General features: G+C 24.0%; 17 protein-coding genes and 1 rRNA gene. 10 read left to right on the top strand and 8 right to left on the bottom strand.

Features of this window, described 5'->3' with window-relative positions:
• Window positions 1–185 precede the first annotated feature (185 nt).
• From MCAN360_RS05275 to MCAN360_RS01170, 7 genes are all read left to right on the top strand, one after another.
• The gene (locus MCAN360_RS05275) at window positions 186–2378 is read left to right on the top strand and encodes a HinT-interacting membrane complex protein P80 (RefSeq protein WP_045433619.1); all 2193 of its coding nucleotides are present in this window, start codon (window positions 186–188) and stop codon (window positions 2376–2378) included.
• A gap of 1 nt (window position 2379) precedes the next feature.
• Window positions 2380–4104 carry a HinT-interacting membrane complex lipoprotein P60 gene (locus tag MCAN360_RS05280; RefSeq protein ID WP_045433623.1) on the top strand — a complete coding sequence of 575 codons (1725 nt, stop codon included), beginning with the start codon at window positions 2380–2382 and terminating at the stop codon, window positions 4102–4104.
• Window positions 4104–4427 carry a histidine triad protein HinT gene (gene hinT, locus MCAN360_RS01150; protein WP_045433625.1) on the top strand — a complete coding sequence of 108 codons (324 nt, stop codon included), beginning with the start codon at window positions 4104–4106 and terminating at the stop codon, window positions 4425–4427. The genes MCAN360_RS05280 and hinT overlap by 1 nt, the downstream gene beginning before the upstream one ends.
• A 59-nt stretch (window positions 4428–4486) precedes the next feature.
• Complete coding sequence (lysS, locus tag MCAN360_RS01155; protein WP_045433626.1) at window positions 4487–5953, top strand: lysine--tRNA ligase; 1467 nt, start codon at window positions 4487–4489, stop codon at window positions 5951–5953.
• Between the two features lie 84 nt (window positions 5954–6037).
• The gene (whiA, locus tag MCAN360_RS01160; RefSeq protein ID WP_045433629.1) at window positions 6038–6877 is read left to right on the top strand and encodes a DNA-binding protein WhiA; all 840 of its coding nucleotides are present in this window, start codon (window positions 6038–6040) and stop codon (window positions 6875–6877) included.
• A gap of 40 nt (window positions 6878–6917) precedes the next feature.
• A 5S ribosomal RNA gene (gene rrf / locus MCAN360_RS01165) occupies window positions 6918–7021 on the top strand.
• Window positions 7022–7212: 191 nt separating this feature from the next.
• On the top strand, window positions 7213–8220 hold the full coding sequence (locus MCAN360_RS01170) for an IS30 family transposase (RefSeq protein ID WP_045433632.1): 1008 nt from the start codon (window positions 7213–7215) through the stop codon (window positions 8218–8220).
• A gap of 268 nt (window positions 8221–8488) precedes the next feature.
• On the opposite strand, the gene MCAN360_RS05285 is transcribed toward MCAN360_RS01170, so the two are convergent.
• Together MCAN360_RS05285 and MCAN360_RS01180 are read right to left on the bottom strand one after the other, a co-directional pair.
• Complete coding sequence (locus MCAN360_RS05285; RefSeq protein ID WP_045433635.1) at window positions 8489–8959, bottom strand: hypothetical protein; 471 nt, start codon at window positions 8957–8959, stop codon at window positions 8489–8491.
• Between the two features lie 423 nt (window positions 8960–9382).
• On the bottom strand, window positions 9383–11197 hold the full coding sequence (locus tag MCAN360_RS01180) for a M28 family peptidase (protein ID WP_052461469.1): 1815 nt from the start codon (window positions 11195–11197) through the stop codon (window positions 9383–9385).
• Window positions 11198–11734: 537 nt separating this feature from the next.
• Here MCAN360_RS01180 and MCAN360_RS01185 point away from each other — a divergent pair.
• From MCAN360_RS01185 to MCAN360_RS01195, 3 genes are all read left to right on the top strand, one after another.
• Entirely contained in the window at window positions 11735–12913 is a 1179-nt protein-coding gene (locus tag MCAN360_RS01185) for an acetate/propionate family kinase (protein WP_045433638.1), read from the top strand.
• Window positions 12914–13045: 132 nt separating this feature from the next.
• A complete protein-coding gene (locus tag MCAN360_RS05290) occupies window positions 13046–14878 on the top strand; it encodes an ABC transporter ATP-binding protein (protein ID WP_045433639.1) in 1833 nt (610 codons plus the stop codon).
• Window positions 14871–16757, top strand: coding sequence for an ABC transporter ATP-binding protein (locus MCAN360_RS01195; RefSeq protein WP_045433641.1), 1887 nt, complete (start codon window positions 14871–14873; stop codon window positions 16755–16757). Before MCAN360_RS05290 ends, MCAN360_RS01195 begins: the two co-directional genes overlap by 8 nt.
• Window positions 16758–16841: 84 nt before the next feature.
• Here MCAN360_RS01195 and MCAN360_RS05295 read toward each other — a convergent pair whose 3' ends face one another.
• The 6 genes from MCAN360_RS05295 to MCAN360_RS05805 form a co-directional block, all read right to left on the bottom strand.
• Window positions 16842–17846, bottom strand: a complete 1005-nt coding sequence (locus MCAN360_RS05295) for a hypothetical protein (RefSeq protein ID WP_045433643.1) — start codon at window positions 17844–17846, stop codon at window positions 16842–16844.
• A gap of 289 nt (window positions 17847–18135) precedes the next feature.
• Window positions 18136–18834: a pseudouridine synthase gene (locus MCAN360_RS01205; RefSeq protein ID WP_084111371.1), complete on the bottom strand. Its 699-nt coding sequence runs from the start codon at window positions 18832–18834 to the stop codon at window positions 18136–18138.
• Window positions 18834–20141 (bottom strand): M20/M25/M40 family metallo-hydrolase, encoded by a 1308-nt coding sequence (locus MCAN360_RS01210; RefSeq protein ID WP_045433648.1) that lies wholly within the window; start codon window positions 20139–20141, stop codon window positions 18834–18836. The genes MCAN360_RS01205 and MCAN360_RS01210 overlap by 1 nt, the downstream gene beginning before the upstream one ends.
• A gap of 9 nt (window positions 20142–20150) precedes the next feature.
• A complete protein-coding gene (locus MCAN360_RS01215) occupies window positions 20151–21041 on the bottom strand; it encodes an endonuclease (RefSeq protein WP_052461470.1) in 891 nt (296 codons plus the stop codon).
• The gene (locus MCAN360_RS01220) at window positions 20998–21336 is read right to left on the bottom strand and encodes a hypothetical protein (RefSeq protein WP_045433650.1); all 339 of its coding nucleotides are present in this window, start codon (window positions 21334–21336) and stop codon (window positions 20998–21000) included. Before MCAN360_RS01220 ends, MCAN360_RS01215 begins: the two co-directional genes overlap by 44 nt.
• Before the next feature lie 136 nt (window positions 21337–21472).
• Entirely contained in the window at window positions 21473–21598 is a 126-nt protein-coding gene (locus MCAN360_RS05805) for a hypothetical protein (RefSeq protein WP_280938733.1), read from the bottom strand.
• Window positions 21599–21618 lie beyond the last annotated feature (20 nt).

A 21618-nucleotide genomic window follows, 5' to 3' on the forward strand; every position in this document is an offset into this window, starting at 1 on the left:
TTTTATTGTGTTTATTTAACTAAAAAATAATTTTTTTCAACTTAATTTTAGTAAATTTTTAATATATTCAATTTGTTAAATTAACATATATTAAAAAAATGGTAAAATTTATAATATTCTTATTTAAAGAATTTAAATATGAATAAATTTAAAATGTTATAAAAAAATATTTGTGAAAGGTTAGTATGTCAGATAAAATCAAAAAAACAAAGACAACTGAACAAAAAGCTAAAAGAAAAAAAGTTCTTTGAGGTACATTTTGAGGTACAGCAATTTCTGCAGTCTTAGCAGCAGGTATTTCAATTCCATTAGTTCAAGCTTCAAAAGCATTGCCAGCCCCTACACCTACATTAAAAGAAAATAGTTCTATTATTAATATTGAGTTACCAAACGGACAAAATAAAAATATTCAATATGGTGAAATCGATAAAACTCCAGTTTTAACAAACAAAAATAAACACATTTTTGAGTCCATTGAAAAAAATATTGCTAAATATCTTTACGAACAAGAATACGAAGCTTCTTTATGATATCAAGCAGTTTATAATGCAAATAAGTCAAAAGCAGATGAAAAAACTTTTGCTTTAGATTCGATTGAACAAATTAAACAAAAAACTCAAAAAGAATTAGATGATTTAAAGAAACAATATCAAAAGCAGTATGGACTAGAAAAAAAATGAGAAGAAAAATTTTTAGAAGCTCTTTCAAAACCTCAATGAGGATCTTCAAAAAAAGAAGAACAAGCATTAGAATATAAGGTAAATATTGCAATAAATAAAGATGCTTATCGCAGATATAGAACAGAAGTTAATACCGATTGAACATATGACGAACTTAAAAATGGTATTGTGGCTAATAAAGATGTTTATTATGAATACAATGGAAAAAAAGTTGAAATTGCTAAAAAAGGGCAAAAAATTATTCTTGATTTTGCTAAAGAAAATAAAAATTTCGTTTTACCTTCAGATGATTCGATTGAGGCAAAAACTAATTCAAAATCTTCAATTAAAATTCCTATTTTTGTAACAAAATCATTTGTTAAAGAATTTAAAAACCCTGAAAGATTTATTAAGCCTTGGATTGATAGAAAACAAGCGATTTTATCAGAATTTTCATTATCAGCTCATCAAGATTCAACGGGTGCTGAAAAACCTTGAGTAGTAACTAAGAAAGAAATAATAGATTTATTAAAATTTTCTTCATATGATGAATCGAAAGAAAAAGTAAAAATCAAATTAGCAATAGATGGATTAAGCGAATTTAAAGGTTTTAGCAGTTTGATTAAAGATCAAATTCAACCAGAAGACGAAAAACATGCTAAAAACGATCAAAGATTAATTGAATATTTATCTTCTGATAAAACAAATGCATCAAAATTTGGATCAAAAGGTTTTGTTAATTCAAGACAAGTTATTTCTTCAAATAATCCTTCATCATATTTAACTTTATTATCAATTTTACTAGGAGATGCTAGTGAAGACAAAGGTATTTATAAATATGCTCAAAAAGATGATTTATTTAAAAACCTAAAAACAAAATTAATTGAATCGTTGAAAAAAATTCCTGCATTTCAAAAGTTAGAAAAATCTTTTAGTGATAAATTAATTAAAGCATTAAGTGAAGAACCAACTGACAAAAATAAGACTGATAAATATGTTGAAGAATATGCAAAATATAATGACGAAGTTACAAAATTAATTAACGAATTTGAAGAAAAAGAATTTGCAAAGCTATTTGGCGAAGCTTTCAGAGATACTTTTTCAGTTAACTTAAACAATGGTTCTACAAATTATAAAATTAATGCACTTTATAAAGTAAAAGAAAATTTTGTTTCAGTTAATTCAAAAGGAATTTTAATTCAAAATTTACATAAATTTGAAACAGTTGAAGCTGTACAAAAATTAATTGTTAAAGATTTAGCAATTAAATCTAAAGCAAATTATAAAAATACATTTACCAATGAATTATTTGATTTAAACAATATTTTTTCAGATATTTTAAATACTTCATATCAAATTTCTGATTTATTAGTTCAAGATAATTTTAAAAACTATATTAAAAACCAAAACTTTATTCCAATAGATTCTGACAAAGAGAAAAAATTTGATGATAATGATATAAGTGGAGCTTTAAATTATATTAAAACATTAGAACAAACAAATAAAACATCTATTGTTAACAATAAATATCAACAGTTAAACGAATTTATTAAAAAACAAGTAAATGAAAATCTTGTTGATGATTTTGAATATGATCAAGCAAGCAATAAATTTACTATTAAACCTCACAACAAAAATAAAGAAATTATTCCTTATTTATTTGACATTATTGTTAAATATGTGTTATTAGAAGAAAAAGCTGAAGGAGCTGTTAAATAATATGAAAAAAATAACAAAAATATCAATTGCTTTATTCACAACACTAGCTCCAATTTCTACAGTTTTAGTAGCTTGCAAAAATACAACTGATGAAAAAAAGAAAGAAACACCAGGATATCAAGCGGGCTTTTTAAAACAAGAAAGTTCAAAAAATCAAATGATTTTATCTGTTTTAAATACATATTTAGAAACTTTTTATGCTAATGATTTAAAAAATACAACTATTGACACTGCTATTGAAAATAAAGATAATAAATTATATAAAGATTTATATGACATTTTTAAATATTATGCAACTACAAAATTAAATTTAGATGCACAAATTTTTTGAAACTTAAAATATGAATTAATAAAAATAGGTATTGATACAAAAAATTACAATCCAGCTCCAAGTAAACTTCCTACTGAAGAAGAATTTATCTTTTTAATGAAGAATTCAAAATTCTTATCTTTAAATTTAAGACTTGAATTACAAAAATTATTGATTTCAAAATTATATTTATTAAAATCAAGAGATGAATTTAAAAAACTTTCAAATAATGAACACGGAATTGATAAATATCAATTAAGCTTAGAAGAAGAAATGAAAAAAGAATCAACATCTCAACTAAAAAAAGATATTTATAACTCATTAGATTTAACAAGTGATAATCTATATTTAATGAAATATTTAATTGAAAATCCACTAGTTCAAAAATGATCTTTTATTGATGATAGAGATATGAATTTAAGAATTGGACAAGCTAACGTTTCAACATTTGAAGATTTTAATAATTTAGCTTCATATAATCCAAGCAAGAAAGTACAATACGATTATAACCCAGTTGCTAAAAACCCTGAATTTTTATTAAACACAGGATCGTCAGAGGCAGTTGATCTTAAAACATTAAGAGCTTATAGTGGTTTACTATCAAATACAGAAAATTCAGGTGATTTAGATAACTCTTTATATGCAATTAGAAAAGCACAGTCACCAATTTTTGGATTTGTTGATCCAAAAACAAAAAAAGTTTATGATCAAGATTATTTTAAGTTTGCTAAGATTTTAGCTAAAGAAAAAAATATTCCAAAAATAAAAGCAACGGTCGAATTAAAAACCAAGGAAGGAAAAGAAGAAAATCTAAAAGTATTTTCAGCAAAAGATATTGAATTTGATGGTTTAAAAAGAGATAATTCAAACGAAAAATTATTTACTAAATCATTAACTCTAGATTCAGATTCAAAAGTATATACATTACAATTCGAAATTAATGGTTTACTAACATTTAGTGGTCAATTTTTAAGAGTTCCAATTAAATTAAGTGTTAAGGAACTTGGGAAAAGACACTATTATGAATTTAACTCAGATTTAGAATATAAAAACAATAAATTTGAAGATCAAACTAAAGAAAATGCATATAATCTTGATAAGTACCCAACATTTGTTGATATGATTAAAAACAATAAAATTGATGCGGCTTATTCAATAAAAATAGCACCTATGTATCTTTCAAAATCAACAAAAAATTCAAAAGGTGAACAAATTGATAAAAAACTTTTAACTTTTGAACAAACACCATGATTGGATAAAGAACAACAAAATATATTAACTAATAATATTATCGTTTCAAAAGGAAATTCGCTTTTTAGAGAAGCAAATAAATATATATTAGATAATTTAGGATTTAAACTAAAAGATTTAAATCCGATAGTTTTAGAATTATTTAAAGTGGAAGGGCTAATATAATGGAAAAGGATACGTTTCAAAGAATAATTGATAGAGAAATTCCAGCAACTATTATTTATGAAGATTCGAATATTATAGCATTTCTTGATATAGATCCAGTTGAAAAAGGACATTTTTTAGTAACACCTAAAGAGTTCTCAAAAAACTTATACGATATTGATGATGAAGATTTAATCAAATTGATTTCAAAAGCTAGAGAGTTAGCTATTGAACAAACCGAAAAATTAAACGCCTCTGGATTTAAGCTAGTAATTAATAATAATGAATCTGCTGGACAAGCAATTTTTAGAACTCACGTTCACATTATTCCTTATTATGATTAAAAAATAAAAAAACTATAATATAAAAAATATTAAATATTTAAGAAAAGGAATTTAGAATTATGGAAAGAAAATATTCTGAACAAGAGTTAGTTAGAAGATCAAAAATTTCTTCATTAGCTGAAAAAAATATTAGAGCTTTTAACTCAACTATCCGGCCAACTATTTCTTCAAAAGAAATTAATGAATTATTTTTAGAAAAAACTCGTGAGCAAATAGATTCTGAAAAAAAACACGTTATTTATAATGGTAGAGTTATTGCTCAAAGAGGTCCTTTTTTAGTTTTACAAGATAGATTTGACAATATGCAAATTTACGTAGATAAAAAGACAATCGGTGAAGTTTCTTTAGAAGTCTTAAGACAGCTTGATTTAGGTGATATTATAAGTGTTGAAGGTTTTGTTTCAAAAACTCATACTGATGCTTTAATGATAAAAGCTTCTAAATTAGTTTTATTAACAAAAGCTTTAAAACCTTTACCAGATAAATATCATGGTTTAGTTGATCCAGAAGAAAGAAGAAGACATCGTTATGTTGATACAATTGTTAATGAAGATTCTAAAAAAACATTTATTTTAAGAACAAAAATTATTAAAGGCGTTAGAGAATTTTTTGATAATCTTGATTATCTAGAGGTTGATACACCTGTTTTACAACCAATTTTGGGTGGCGCAGCTGCAAAACCTTTTATTACATTCTATAATGCTTTAAACCGTAATTTTTATTTAAGAATCGCAACTGAATTACCATTAAAAAAATGTATTGTTGGTGGACTTGAAAGAGTTTATGAAATAGGACGTATTTTTAGAAACGAGGGAGTTGATAGTACTCATAATCCTGAATTTACTTCAATCGAATTTTACGAAGCTTATTCAGACATGTGAGGAATGATGGAAAGAACAGAAGGCGTTTTTAAACATTTGACTCAAAAATTAGGCATTGAAAAAGTTAAATTTAATGGTTATGATATTGAATTTAAGTACCCATTTGCTAGAATTAACATGGTTGATGCTGTATCTGAAAAAATTGGTGTTAATGTTCGTTTATTAAACGATGAGCAAGCAATTGAATTAGCTAAAAAACATGATATCAAAACTGAAAAATACTATAAATTAGGTCATGTTATTAACGAATTATTCGAAAAATATATTGAAGAAACCCTTATTCAACCAACATTTGTTTATGGACACCCAATTGAAATTAGTCCCTTAGCTTTTAAAGAATTAGAAGATGAAAGATTTACCCAAAGAGCTGAATTATTTATAGGTACAAAAGAATTTGCTAATATGTTTACTGAACTTTCAGATCCAATTGATCAATTAGAAAGATTTGAAGCACAATTAGAAGAAAGAGAAAACGGAAATGAAGAAGCTAATGAAATTGATTGAGATTTTGTTAATGCTTTAGAATATGGTTTACCCCCTACAGGTGGATGTGGTATTGGAATTGATCGTTTGATTATGCTTTTAACTCAAAACGATTCAATTAGAGATATTCTTTTATTCCCACAATTAAAAGATTTAAAATAATTAATTTAAAAATCGCGTTTTAAATAACTGCGATTTTTATTTTTAAATATTAAAAAATATGCTAATATAATAAAACATAGAACTATGGAAAATAAAACATTTACCTCTCAAATTAAAGAAGAATTAATTTCTCGAAATTTTAAAAAGCAAGATAAGCTTAATTTATTAAGCGGTTTTTTAGCTACCGCTAAATATGAAAACAAATATGCAAAATTAATTTTTAATAATAAACTATTATTGGAGTTTTTAAAAAATATTTTGGTTGAATTTAACATTCAATTTAAACAAGAAAGAAAAAATAATATTTTAATAAATATTGAAAAATTCGAAAATACAAAACTTAAATTTGAACGTGATTATTTCTCTGGAATTTTTTTATCTTCCGGTTCGATTTCGAATTTTAAAAGTCTATCTAATCATTTAGAGTTGAAATTTTATGATTTTGAAAAAGCAATTGAATGTTTAAATACATTAAATAAATACAATTTAGAATTTAAACTTTTAAAAAGACAAAATCATTTTTTAATTTATGTAAAAAAAATTGAACATATTTGTGATTTTTTAAAGGCAATTGAAGCTATAAATTCTTATTATCAATTAGAGGAGTATAAAATTGAACGGGATTATTATAATAATATAAACAGGATTACTAATTTTGATATTTATAATCAACAAAGAATCGCAAATGCTAATATTCAATTTTTAGAAAATTACGAATTTATAGTTAAAAATAAATTAAATATTTTTTTTACAAAAGATGAAATGAAGTTTTTTAAAATTAAAAAAAATAATTTAGATAGTAGTCTAATGGATTTAGTCAAATTAATTGCTAAATTAAATATTAAAAAATCTCGTTCATCTTTAAATCATTCTTTAATAAAACTAAAAAATATAGTTAATAAGTACAAAATTAAAAAAAATTAATTTTTTTTAAAATAAATATTTTTTTCTATATAATATTTTACATAGCAACCATAACGAAGGGGCACACCTGATTCCATTCCGAACTCAGCAGTTAAGACCTTCTGTGCCGACGATACCAAACGGGAAAATAGGTCGTTGCTTTTTTTATTTATAAAATTTTAAAAAAATATAAAAAAGCTATTTTCTTTTTTGTAAAGAAATCAGCTTTTGCTACATTGTAAGTTCAAGTGCAACACAAATAAAGTAAAATTTAGTTGTGTGCAGCTTGAACTTTTTTAATTATTATTTTTTATTTTTAAAAAAGAAAAAAGCTCCATAACGGTCAGGAACTTCATATGAATTATACTAAAAAATATACGCACATAACAAAAAGTGATAGAGAAGCAATTTCAAATTATTTAGAGATAAATTTGTCTTTAAGAAAGATTGCAGAAATATTACAAAAGAGCCCTTCAACAATAAGTAGAGAAATTAAACGAAATTTAGATAAATATGGTAATTATTCGCCATATTATGCAAATATTAAAGCTCAACGGCGTCATTATCATAAATACTATTTTAAATTTTTGAATAGTAAATACAGTAAATTTTGTGAAATATTTCAAAAAAAATTTGATAAAAAATTTTATGGAGTAAAACTAACTCATAAATATATAAAAGATAATTTTAAAATTAAAATTCCTTGTTTAAAAACTATATTCAATTGAATAAAAAGCAATAAATGAAATATTAAAAGATCTAATTTATTACGTTCATACTATAAAAAAGGTGGTAAAAGAACAGGAAATGTTATAAAAAGACTTGTTAAATCAGCAGATTTTATTTTCCCTATTTGAACAAGACCCAAGTCAATTGACCGCCGTGAAGAATTCGGACATTGAGAAGCTGATCTAATTATTGGTAAAAGAGCTACGGGTTATAACAATATTTTAACTTTTACTGAAAGAAAAACAAGAGTTGGTTTTGCTATTTTAATACAAAGCAAAAATTCAATGAAAGTAAATGCTACAATAAAAAAACTTATTGAAGATAATGAATTGATTGTAAAATCAATAACTGTTGATAATGGTATTGAGTTTGAAAAAATAGGAATATTGGGAAAATGACTTAATACAAAAATATATAAAGCCGAGCCATATGCATCATTTCAACGAGGGTCTAATGAGCATTGAAATGGTCTTATTAGAAGAGAATATAAAAAAGGATTTGATTTTAATCAAATAACACAAGAAATGTTAGATGAAATTACTAAAAAAATAAATAATATGCCTCGTGAAATTTTAAATTGAAAATCAGCAAACGAATTATTTATAAATGCTAACTATTATGGTATTGTTTGATAATTAAAGTGAACAAAATTCTAACCTCTTTTGCAAAGAGGTATTTTAGTTTTGTTATATGTTAAATTTCTACTCCCGAACCCTCTTATCAAGAGGGCTTCTAACCCCAAACCCCTTTCAAAAGGGGCTTTCAAAATAAAATATAAATAATTTTAGAAAAAAATAATAAAATAAAAAAAGCCAAGCAACTAGTGTTGCGCTTGGATTTACTTTTTAGGAAAAGCTATTTTCTTTTTTGTAAAGAAATCAGCTTTTTTATTTTATTTAATTTTTAATTTTGAGGTTGGTTGTTAGGTTGATTGTTGCAGTGGTTGCAAAAACTACAATAATTAATTCTGTTGTTTATTTTTTGACTTGGACTTGAGGTTCTTCCTAAAATAGCTCCGACAAAATCGAAAATAGGGAAGAATATTCCTAGAATATAGAAAGTCTTTGAAATTTTTAAATTATCTTTTGAGGCATAAACTGCACCTATTATTTTAAAAATAAACGCAACAACCGCTAAAGTTGATAAAGAATATTTAAAAGCTTTATTTGTTAATATTACTACAGCAAATTTGCTTTGACCCTTGCTTCATATCTCTAAAAAATCTTCAAATTTTACTTTTTCAATAATACCTGTTCTAGCACCAAAAGCAATTGCTTTAATTAAAAAAGATAAATATAATAAAACCATAATATTTGTTAAAAATAACAATAAAATATTAAAAGTATGAATTCATTTTGTGCTTGTTCTTTTCATTTTTTACCTTCCAAAATTCTTTTTACAAATAAAAAATTATTTACAAAATAATTTTCTTCCTTTTTTTTTTTTTTCAATTTGGCAAAAAAATGACAACAAAAAGGTGTTGAGGAACAAAAAAGCAGCAAGATAATTTAAATAAAATACATTTAAAAATTAAAGAACTATAAAAAAATCTGAATTACAAATTATGAATAATCTATTAAAAAATTAAAAGTATTATTTCACAAAGAAAATAATAAAAAAATTACTTGCTGTTCATGAACCAAAACATAATTTATAATGAAAAAAGAATTATTACAAAATTTAAAAAAATGACATCTAAAAAGTATAGATATCATTTCATAAAACTAATTTAAAATATTATTTAAGATTTGCTATATTATAGTTTTGTTATTACTTTTTATAAAATAGTTTATTTAATTATTGAACTGCATCTTCTTCACTACTGCTTGAAATTTCTTCTTCACTTTCCTCGGTAGTAGGTTGTTCATTTAATTCTGGATAAGATATTTTTCCATTTTCTACTTTACCTAAATTATTAGTTAATAATTCTTTAAGAGTTTCAAACACTGTATCAAGTTGTTTGTAAATTTTTGAACCAATATTTTTGTTAACTCATTCTAATGTATCTAAATCTGAATGTCAAATATCACCTAAAATTGCAAAGTCTTCTTTTTTAAGTCCATCAGGTCAGTCATAAACAACAGTTTTTTTATCATCTAGAACTCTTTTCTTTAATGAAGGAATTGTTGTACCATCTTTTAAAACTCACGCTTTAGGATTAATTGTTTGAGCATATCCATCATATACTTTGAATTTAGAAAGAATAGAAAAATTTGTTGATTCTACATAAGCAACTGGTAATTTTGCAATTTGGTAAAATGGAGCATGATCTGACCAATCTCCTGTTTCACCGTTTTTGTATGTTTCTGAATATTTAGGGTGAATTTGTAATTCTTGTTCAGAATCATTTAATTTTGTTGATCTTTCTTTAGAAATATTATTCACAAGGTCACGTAATTTTTTAGAAAGATTAGAACCTTCTGGTACTTCTTCAATATCGGGATTTGTATTCGGAGAGTGAATATACATATAATCACCACCAGCAACAGTATCCATATTAATCATACCTAAAGAATTTTTTAATAATTCATTGTTTTCGCCAGTTAAAAATTGATTTACAAAAGCATAAGAACCTAATTTTCCTAATTCTTCAGCATCAACAAAAATTAAATGTAATCTAACAGCTAGATTTTCTCTATTTTTAACATCAGCAAAATGTTTTAATAATCTTAAGTTAACACTAACTCCTGTTGCATTATCAGTAGCGCCTCACGAAACACCTTTTGGGCCAACATTATTTGTTGAATCATAATGTGAAACAATGTAGAAATCTTTTGGATTTTTATCCTTAGCTTCACCGGTAGGATTAATTGTGACCACAATATTGTTACCAACGTTATTTTGACTTTTATCTTTAAGATTATATAAAAATCCTTGAGTAAAGAAACCATCTTTTTTAATGTTTTGGTTCATTAATTTTATAGTTTCTTCATCTTTTTGTTTATCATATAAAATTGTCTTATTTTTACTATTGTTTTTTATATCTTTATTAGTATCATATTCAGGATATGTTATTGATTTTGGATCTAAGCTCGCATAACCCATATCCTTAATTTGTTTCCTTAAATATTCATATGCATAATAGCTACCATAGTTTGAAATGTTTTCTTTTGGTTTATTTGTATCATCTCCAAATTTATATAACAAGTTTTTTTCAACTATCTCTGTTGTTAATCTTTTTCCGTTTTCTAATTTAATTTCTTTTGTTGCAGCGTCAAGTAATTCTTCTTTAAAATTATCTAAATTTCCAGCTTTTCTACCGTGTGCTGTATTTAATAAATCTGAAAATAGTTTATACATTACTTTTTCAGATTTATTAAGTTTATTAAGTGCAAACATTATTTGTAAATCTTCAATTTTTTCATTTGTTTTTTTTATTTGTTCTGACAATTCAATATTAGTTTCATCACTTTTTTTTATTTTTTCTTCTAATGTTGTTTTTAAATTTTGTAATTCGCTTAGTTTTTGTTCATATTCTTGTTTAATTTTTTGTAATTCTTCATCTACTTTAGATTTTTCTTTCTCATCAGCACAAGAAGCTAAAATTGTTGGTAAAGCAACTAAAGAAGCTACTGAACCAAAAGATAATAGAAATTTGTTTAGTTTTTTCATTTTTGCCTTTCAAAATTTTTAATAAATAAAAAACTATTTTTATTCAATGTTTATAAAATAATTTTCTTCTTTTTTTTTTTTTTTCAATTTGGCAAAAAATGACAACAAAACGGTGTTGAGGAACAAAAACAGCAAGATAATTTAAATAAAATGTATATAAAAATTAAAGAACTATAAAAAAATATGAATTAGAAATTATGAATAATCTATTAAAAAAATTAAAAGTATTATTTCACAAAGAAAATAATAAAAAGTTAATTGTTGTACATAAATCAAAGCATAATTTATAATGAAAAAAGAATTATTACAAAATTAAAAGAAATGACATCTAAAAAGTATAGATATCATTCCGTAAAAAAATAATTTAAAATTATTATTTAGTCCAACTTTTTGAGTTCACTATAAAAATTAAGATACTTTTTTGTTCTAAATGCTTCATATCTAGTTATAAATAAATATTACTTTTTAATTTTTATTTTTTGTAATTTAATTTATATATTATAATATTTTGCAATATTAAATTAAGGAGTAATTACAATGAAAAAAATATTAATTATTAATGCCGGTTCAAGTTCTATTAAATGAACATTATTTAATAAAGAATTACATGTTGAAGCTAAAGGCATAGCTCAAAGAATTAAGATGGATGAAGGTATTTTGACTTTAGATTATAACAATCAAAAGCAAGATTTTCATATGCCGCTTCCTACTTTTTTAGAAACAGTTAAGCAATTGGTTAAACAATGGGAACAACATAATATTATTAATAATTTTGATGATATTGAAAAAGTAGCTTTCAGAGTTGTAAATGGAGGACCGAATTTACAAAGTACTTCTTTAGTTACTGATCAAACTTTATCATGATTAAAAGAATCAATTGATTTAGCTCCAGTTCACAACCCTGGTGCAATTGAAGCTATTGAAGCATTTAAAGTATTATTACCACACGCTAAAATGTCAATGCATTTTGATACATCATTTCACAAAACACTGCCTAAAACATCTTTTACATACCCAATTAATAAAGAATTAGGTGATAAATTACAAATAAGAAAATATGGTTTTCACGGATTAAATCATAATTATATTACTTTAAAATGTCAAGAAATTTTAAATAAAGAGTTTGTTAACATTGTAAGTTTACATATTGGTAATGGAGCTAGTCTATGTGCAATTCAAAATAATCAATCTATTGATACAAGTATGGGTTTCACTCCTTTAGCTGGTATTATGATGGGAACTAGATCTGGTGATTTTGATCCATCAATTATTCCTTACATTATAAAACATACTAATTTAAATGTTGATGAAGTTTTCAAAATTTTAAATGAAAAATCAGGTATGCTTGGGGTGTCACAAATATCTTCTGATCTTCGTGATGTTAGAGATGTTATTTCTTCAAATGACCAGGCTAAATTTGCAATGGATTTATATTGTCAAAGAATTGCAGATTATTTAATAACATATTTAAATAAAATTGAAGGTAATATTGATGCAATAGTTTTTACGGCTGGAGTTGGAGAAAATGATGACTTAGTTCGTCAACAAGTAATTAATAAAATTAATTTAATTAATTTAAAAATTGATAATGAAAAAAATAAGGATCGAAGCTTCAAGGATTATACGTTAATTTCTGATTCTTCAAGTATTATTCCTATTTATGTAATTAGAGCTGAAGAAGAGCTTTTTATAGCAAAAGAAGCTATTAATTTATAATAAAAAAATAAGTTCAAGTTACAACTTTAAGAACTCGAACTTATTTTTATTTTTTGAGTCTTATACTCAATATAAATTATTTATGTATTATAATTAATTAATTATATTATTTATAGAAAAGGGGTATTTTGAATGATTAAACTATATAAATATATGGATAAAAAATTTAGATTTTTATCAATTTTAACAATATTTTTAACAACTATTCAAGTTATTTCTTTTTTGTTTATTCCTATTTTTATTGGACAAATAACATCACTAATTGCACAAAAGTCATTTATAAATGCAAATCCTGATTTAAAAACTGTCGATTATATTAATGTAAAAATATTAAAAATGTTCACAGTTTCAGGAACATTATCGGAAGCCTTAAAATATTTTTCAATTTACTTTGCAATTGCACTTTTTATAGGAAGTATTGCTGTTATTTCCGGTTCATTATTAGGAAGTTATGTTTCTAATGCTGGAGCTAAGCAAATAAGACAAAGACTTTGAGAACATTTAAATAATTTATCAGAAAAAGATATTGAATATTTTACTCATTCAAAGATTTTAACTAGATTTACTATTGATATAAATAGAATTCAAACTGGAATTAATATGTTTCTAAGATTAAGCATTATTGGTCCCTTTAATTTAATTTTTGGGTTAGTATTTGCTCTTTTAACTGATTTAAAACTTTCGGTTACGCTGGGAATTTTAGTCCCAATTTTAGCAATTACAATGTTTGTGTCAGGTATTGTTATTACCCCATATTTTGCCAAAGAACAGAAAATGTATGAAGAATTAAACAATGAATCGCAAGAGAGTGTTTTAGGAATAAAAGTTATTAAATCATATAATTTAGAAAAATTACAAAATCAAAAATTTGAAAATAAGAACATTGAGGCTGCCAAAATATCTAAAAAATCTTGAAATTCATTTAATTTAACATTTGCTTTTGTAAATTTATTTTCAAATATTATAACGGCATTAATTTTACTTGTAACTGGATATATTTCTCGTAATAGTAATAGTGATTTTGAAGCACATAAAAATTTAATTTCAAATGCTGCAACATTTACTAATTACGTTACATTTATTACTATTGGGGTGGTAATGTCAGCATTTTTGACATTTAGTTTAGCAAAAGCTTATATTTCAGCTAGAGAAATAAATAAAATTTTTAAAAGAAAATCAGAAATTGATTATGTGAATTCAGATAAAAAAATTACTGAAGGAATCATTAAATTCGATCATGTTTCGTTTAAATATTATTTAGATTCAGAAAAAAATGTTTTAGAAGATATCAGTTTTGAAGCCAAACCAGGTGAAACAATAGGAATAATAGGTCCAACCGGATCTGGTAAAAGTACAATTGCAAAATTATTAAGTTTAGATTTCAAACCCACTTATGGAACAATTAAAATCGATAATTATAATATTAAAGAAATTGATACAAGATCGTTAAGAAAATCAGTTTCTCATGTTTATCAAAAACCGATTTTATTAAGCGGAAGTATTAAATCTAATTTATTAATGGCAAATCATAATGCAACTGAAGAAGAAATGATTGATAGCCTTAAGCAAGCATGCGCTTATGATTTTGTTTTTAAATTAGAAAATAAGCTTGAATCAACAGTATTGGCAAAAGGAAGTAATTTTTCAGGAGGTCAAAAACAAAGACTTTCCATTGCACAAGGTCTTATCAAAAAGCCTAAAATTCTTATTTTAGATGATTCAACCTCAGCTCTAGATGCAAACACTGAAGCACAAATAAAAAACAATCTAAAAACTAGTCCTATTTTATCTAAGTTAGTAACCATTATCATTGCGCAAAAAATTTCTTCTATTATGCATGCTGATAATATATTAGTTTTAGATAACGGTAAAATAGTTGATTCGGGAAATCATAATTATTTATTTAAAAATTGCAAATTATATAAAGAAATTGTAAATTCTCAAATGGGAGGTGATGATGTATAATCTTGACCCTTTTAAAAATAGTTATGATCCGAAATTGTGTAAAAAAGAGTTAAGAGCACTTGCAAAAAAACAATCAAAACTTAAATTTGATAGTTTTAAAAAACTTGTTAGTTATTTAAATTATAAAAAAGGAATTGTGTTTTGAATAATATCATCTGCTATTTTATCAGCAGCATGTTTATCAGCAGGAACGTTTTTTCTTGGTTATATAATGGATAACTTTTTAAATTATGATTTTTTATTTAATGTAAACTCGGTCACAAAAAAACCAAATTTTGATCAAGTTAAATTTATTGGTTATTTTGTTTTGCTTTTAGTTTTTTATATATTGCAGCAGATTTTATCCTACTTTTCAAATTATTTATCTGTGAAAGCTGGAATTTTAGCATCAACAATTATGCGACATGATGCATATAAATCAATAATGAAAATGCCTGTTTCATTTTTTGAATCAGTTAGTACCGGAGAATTAATGTCAATTTTAAGTAATGATGCCGATAATGTTTCAAGTGGTTTAGCTGGAAATTTTAACACGATAATTACAACGATCTCAGTTACAATATTTTCGTTTGGATTTATGTTTTATTATTCAACATATTTAACATTGATTACAATTGTTTTGTTACCATTATTTTTATCTTTAATTTTTGTTATTATGAAAAAAGCAATGCCACAATTTCAAAAACAACAAAAAAATATTGCGATTTTAAATGGATTTATTGAAGAAAATTTAGCAGCCCATCATTTAATAAGATCTCTTGATTTTGATGAACAAAATAATAAGCAATTCGATGAACAAAATAACAAACTATATAAATCATCTTTAAAAGCAGGAATTTATACAGGTTTAATGTGACCATATGGTAATGTTGTTATTAAATTTTTACAATTAATAGTTGTTATTATTGGTGCTTTATTTGCTAAGTCAAACATTGGAACGGGTTCAAATACTTATTTTACTCCTGGTATAATTACTTCGTTTGTTCTTTATATAAGAATAATGTCTAATAATGTAGTTAGAGTATTTGAAAATATTGCTCAAATTCAAATGGTTGCAGTTTCTTCGGTTAGATTATTTAATTTAATTGCATTAAAACCATTAATTAATGAAGACAATTTAAAAGAAATTAATGATAATGTAAAAGGTGAAGTTCTATTTGAAAATGTTGATTTTTCTTATACAAATAACGACGATAATTTGCAACTTAAAAATGCTAGTTTTAAGGCTAAAAAAGGTCAGGTTTTTGCTATAGTAGGGCAAACCGGAGCTGGTAAAACCACAATAATAAATTTATTAAGTAAATTTTATTTGCCAAAAAGAGGAAAAATAAAAATTGATAATTATTTATCCTCGGAAATTAATGAAAAATCGTGAAGAAATCAAATTTCAATTGTTTTACAGGATACTTTTTTATTTAAAGCATCAATTAAAGAAAATTTAAGATATGCTAATTTAAATGCTACTGATGATGAAATAATTGAAGCATCAAAAATTTCGCATGCCGATGAATTTATTAAAAAACTTGAAAAAGGTTATGATGAAATTATTGAAGAAGGTGGAAGCAATTTATCACAAGGCGAAAGACAACTTTTAGCTATCACGCGTGCTATTATTGCTAATAAAAATATCTTAATTTTAGATGAAGCTACCTCAAATATTGATACAAGAACTGAAAAAATTGTCCAAAGCGCAATGATTAAATTAATGAAAAATAAAACATCTTTTATTATTGCACATAGACTTTCAACAATTGTAAATGCTGACCAAATTTTAGTGATGAAAGACGGTGAAATTGTTGAATGTGGCACACATAAGGAACTTTTAAATAAAAAAGGTATTTATGAAAAAATGTATCACTCTTCATTTGTTGAAGATTAAAATTTAAGTAATATAAAAAACAAAGGCCTAATTTAAAAATAAATTACTAAGGTCCTTTGTTTTTTAATTATAAAGTTTTTATGATTATCCTAATTTTTTAGGATTTCCTTCAATTATATTAATGTCTTTTTTGTCTGAAAGATAAATTTCTTTCAACAATAATTTTCCATTAAAATGTTTATAATTTTTATGACTACCTCAAATTCAAAATTTTGTATTAGAATTTTCATTTGTAACACTAGTTTTTAAATTTAATCAATCATCAATTTGTTCTTCCTCATTATTTTCTTTTGTTAAGGTAATTTTTAAATTATATGGTTTATCCTTAATTTTATTATAGTATTCTTCAGATGTTTTTAATCATAAAGAAATTGCCCCATGTTCATTAATTCCACCGAATAAATATTCAATTAATTCAAGTTTTTCAGTTTTAATTCTTTCATTAATTTTTTCTAATTCTTTTGTTAAATTTTCAATTTCTTCTTTTGTTTTTTTATTTTTAGATTCATCAAAATTTTTATTTATATCTTTTTCAAATTTCGCTTTTAAACTTTTATATTTATCTTCGTTTAATTGTTCTTTTAAAGTATTTTTAACTTCATTTAATTTTTGATCATATTTATTTTTAGCTTCTTGTTCTGGAGTAATTTTATTCTTAATAATTTTGGTTTCATCAATCTTTGTTAAAGGTTGAGTTTTTTTATTAAGTTCTTCATTTGAATTATTTTCTTCTTTCTTTGGCGCATTTGGTGTTAATGGATTTTGAGATTTGTTTTTTCAATATTCTTCTACTTTTTTATCATACTCACCATATACATTTATTTGATCCTCATGTTCTTTTGAAATAGAATCTTCGATTAATTTATCAAGTTCTGTTTTATCATTTTTTTGTCCTGGAGCAGCAGGTGCAGAAGGAGCAGCAGGAGTTTGTTCTTTAGTTTCTTTTGATTTCTCAACTTCTTTTTTTTCTGGATTTTCTTCAGGTTTTTTATCTTCTTGTGTATTGCCACAAGCTAATAAAATTAATGGAGATGATACTACAGATGTAATCGAACCAACAGTTAATAAAAATTTATTTAATTTTTTCATTTATTTATTTTCCTTTCAAAAATTTTTAATAAATAAAAACTATATTTAATAGTTATAAAATTATCTTCTTTTTTTTTTTTTTGAATTTGGTTAAAAAAGACAAAAAAATAAAAAATATTTTGCTTATTCGTAAACAAACTTTATAACAATTAATTTTTATTAATTTAGATTATTTTTGAAAAATATAAAATTTATTAAGTTAACAAGAATTTCAAAAAAAAAAAAAACCGAAACATAAAAAATTAATATTTTGAGATGTTAACTTTTTGTGTTTTGGTTTTTTTAAAACCTATTTATTAATTATTTGTAAAATTTCTTGATAAGAAACTTCTTTAATTTCTCCGATTTTTAAATTTTTATCTAATTTTAAATTACCAATAGAAACTCTTTTTAAATAAGTAACTTCAAAATTAAAAAAATTCAACATTTCCTTTATTTGATGAAATTTTCCTTCATAAATTGTTAAAAAACCAGAGTTTGGAGTAATGAATTCAAATTTATATTTTTTTACTAAATAATTATTAGAAATCAAAATTGGTTTTGGATAATGGTTTTTTATTTTATCATCAAAGTTTTTGTTAATTTCAAAATAATATTTTTTTGCTATATCTTTTTTTGAATTCATTATTTGGTGCCCTAATTTTCCATCGTTGCTAATTATTAAAAGTCCTTCAGTGTCTTTATCTAATCTACCATAAGCAAAAAAGTTTTTAGGATTTAAATTAATTATGTCAAAAATAGTTTGATAATTATTATCAAAATTTGCAGTTATAAAACCAGAAGGCTTATTAAAAATAAAATACTGTTTTTCTTTATAATCAACTTTTTGAAAATCAATTTCAATTAAATCAGCATTATAATCAACTAAAATGGGTTTAGTAATAATTTGAGAATTAACTGAAACTCTACCTTCTTTTAAAACCTTTTTGCAATCATTGCGAGAAATATTTAAAAAATTTGCAATTATTTTTTCAATTCTTATTTTCACTATAACTTATCTTGCATTCTAATTAAAGCATTAATATAGATTTCTAACGATTCTTTTATTTCTTTAAAACTAAAAAATTCATTAGGCCCATGCATTAAGTGCATATATTTAGTTGAACCAAATGCAACACAATTTTTTACAATTCTCGCATATGTTCCACCACCGATTGCTAAAGGTTTTTCAATTACACCCATACCTTCATTATATGTTTGCATTAATAAATTGACTAATTCAGAATCAGGAGACATAAACATTGAATTTTTAGTACCAATAATTTCAAGTTTTGAATTTGGAAAATATTTATTTAAATATCTATTAATTGCATTTGTTACATCATTAATTTCTTTGGTAGCAGGAATTCTGAAGTCAAATGTTGCAACATAATTATCATTATATGTTTTTATTATTCCTAAATTTGCTGTTAGTGATCTTGAAAAATCACTAAAATTAGGAAAAATATTTTCCATCGAATATTTATTATCATTTAAATTGAAATAAACAAATTTTATTAAATCTTCATTTCTAAGTTCTTCATTTTCATTTCTTAATTTTAGAATACTTTTTATAATCGCATTTTCGCCTTTTTCTGGTGTTGATCCATGACCGCTGATTCCAATAATTTCAAAATTATTGTTTTTATATTTACAGTTAACTTTATCAGGGATTTGATTTACAACTTCTCCACCATTTATTTCTAAAAAATTAATTTTTGGAAAAGTAATATTAGCTTGATATATTAATTTTTCAGCAAAAATTAAAGGTCATTCTCCATCAGGAGTATAAGAAACATATGGGTGTCCAAAATCATTTAAATAATATTTCATTGATTTCATTGTTGTTTCTTCAGAAATGCCAAAAACTAACCGAATTGTTCAATTTTTGTCAATTAAATTATTATCTAAAATATATTTCATTGCATATAAATTGATTATTGCTGGACCTTTATCATCAAGACTACCTCTTGCAATAATTTTTTCATTTGTTATTACTGGTTCAAAAGCTGATGTTTTTCATTGTTTTTCATCTCCAGCAGGAACAACATCTAAATGAGCTAAGATCCCAAGAATTTTTTCGCCATTACCAATTTCAACAAAACCATATCTATTTTTATTATCTTTATAAATTTTAAAACCAAATTCTTTAGCTAATTTTAAAGTATATTCTAATGCGTCATCAACACTTTTTCCAAATGGGTATTCACTATCTTCTTCAATGCTAATTGAAGGTATTGCACATAAATTTGCTATGTGTTGAATCATTTGATCGAATTCATTTTTACTTTGTCTATATTTAATAAATTTTTTCATTTAAGAAACCTACTTATTGTTTTTAATGATTTTTACTGCGATACCTTTATTTTTAAATACAAAATTGTTATCATTTTCAAAATAAACCTTAATTAGTTCAGGATAATCGGTAAATGGATTTCTATTTTGTTGATGCTTATAAATTCCATTGTTTCTATCTATATCAAACTGAGAAATTCCATCTAATTTATGTCAATTTAAATAAGTTTTTAAAAAGTTCGTTCTAATATTATATTTACCATTTTTTAAAACAAATACTCTTTGCCCTGGATGATTTTTAGCTATAGCTCTATCTCTGTATGTTAATACGAAATATAAAATTGCTCTCCCAACATCGCCTTTAAATTCATCAATCACCTCAAATACTTTTTCATTATCTTCAATTCCAATTCCTATTTTTGTTCCGTTAGAAGAAACAATCCTTCCATTTTTAGTTTGACCAAATGGAATATTACCATGAATACTGTTTATTTGTTTATCAGATGGTCAAACATGGTGAGCATCATTTCTCATTTCCTTACCAGCTTTTTTTCCAAATCAAGACTGAGCAATTATATGTTCTCGATTCATTCCTTTTCCTTCTTCATTTCCTATATCTCTAAACTTTCCATGATAAAAATTATATTTATCTTTACCATTTGGTATTTCTGTATATAAATCTAAAACAGAGCCATCATTTTCATAATATTTATCAACAAATGCATCTTTATATGTTTCAAATAAATTACTATATCCTGGTGTTTTTGTCCTATTTTGAAGCTGTAGTTCAAAAAGTTTATTTCTTAATGTTTCGCCACTTAATCCTTCTAATGAAGAATAAAAATTATTTGATGAATCATATTCGATTATATAGTCATTATTTATAGTTTGATTGACATGAGGGGGGGGGTGTTTTATCAAGTAAAGTTTTTTTGTTTATTTCTTTATTAATATTAATTATTAAATTATCTATTTTAGAATTTAAATTAGATCAACTTTCTTTATTTTCATTATTCGACATATCTTCAAATTGTTTTATATAAAATGATTTATTTGATATGCTAGATTTACTAATTAAGTCAATAAATGATGCTTTTTTATTAAGATAATTATTTTTTTCTTCATTATTTGTTGAACAAGATGCTGATATTAAAAAAGTAGGTATCATTATAGGTGATATACCAATAATTAATTGTTTTTTTAGGTTTTTTTTCATTAATTTAAAATCTCCAATTTTTTTATTTGATTAACTTATTATTATAATGAATAAATTAAGATTTAATATTTTAAAGTATTAAAAAAATATAAAGATTTCTTGGTCTTTATATTTTTAATATTTGATTATTGAATAATTATAATTGAGCTTCAGATTCTGCTTTTCTTTGTGCTCTTCTTAAATCACGAGCTCTTTCTTTAGCTAGTTTGTGTGCTCTTTTTTCAGCTTTTACTTTATTTGCCAATCTAACATCTTTTCTCATAATAGCTTCCTTTCAAGTTT

Origin of the sequence: Metamycoplasma canadense, assembly GCF_000828855.1 — a bacterium.
GTDB classification, from domain to species: Bacteria; Bacillota_I; Bacilli_A; order Mycoplasmatales; family Metamycoplasmataceae; genus Metamycoplasma; species Metamycoplasma canadense.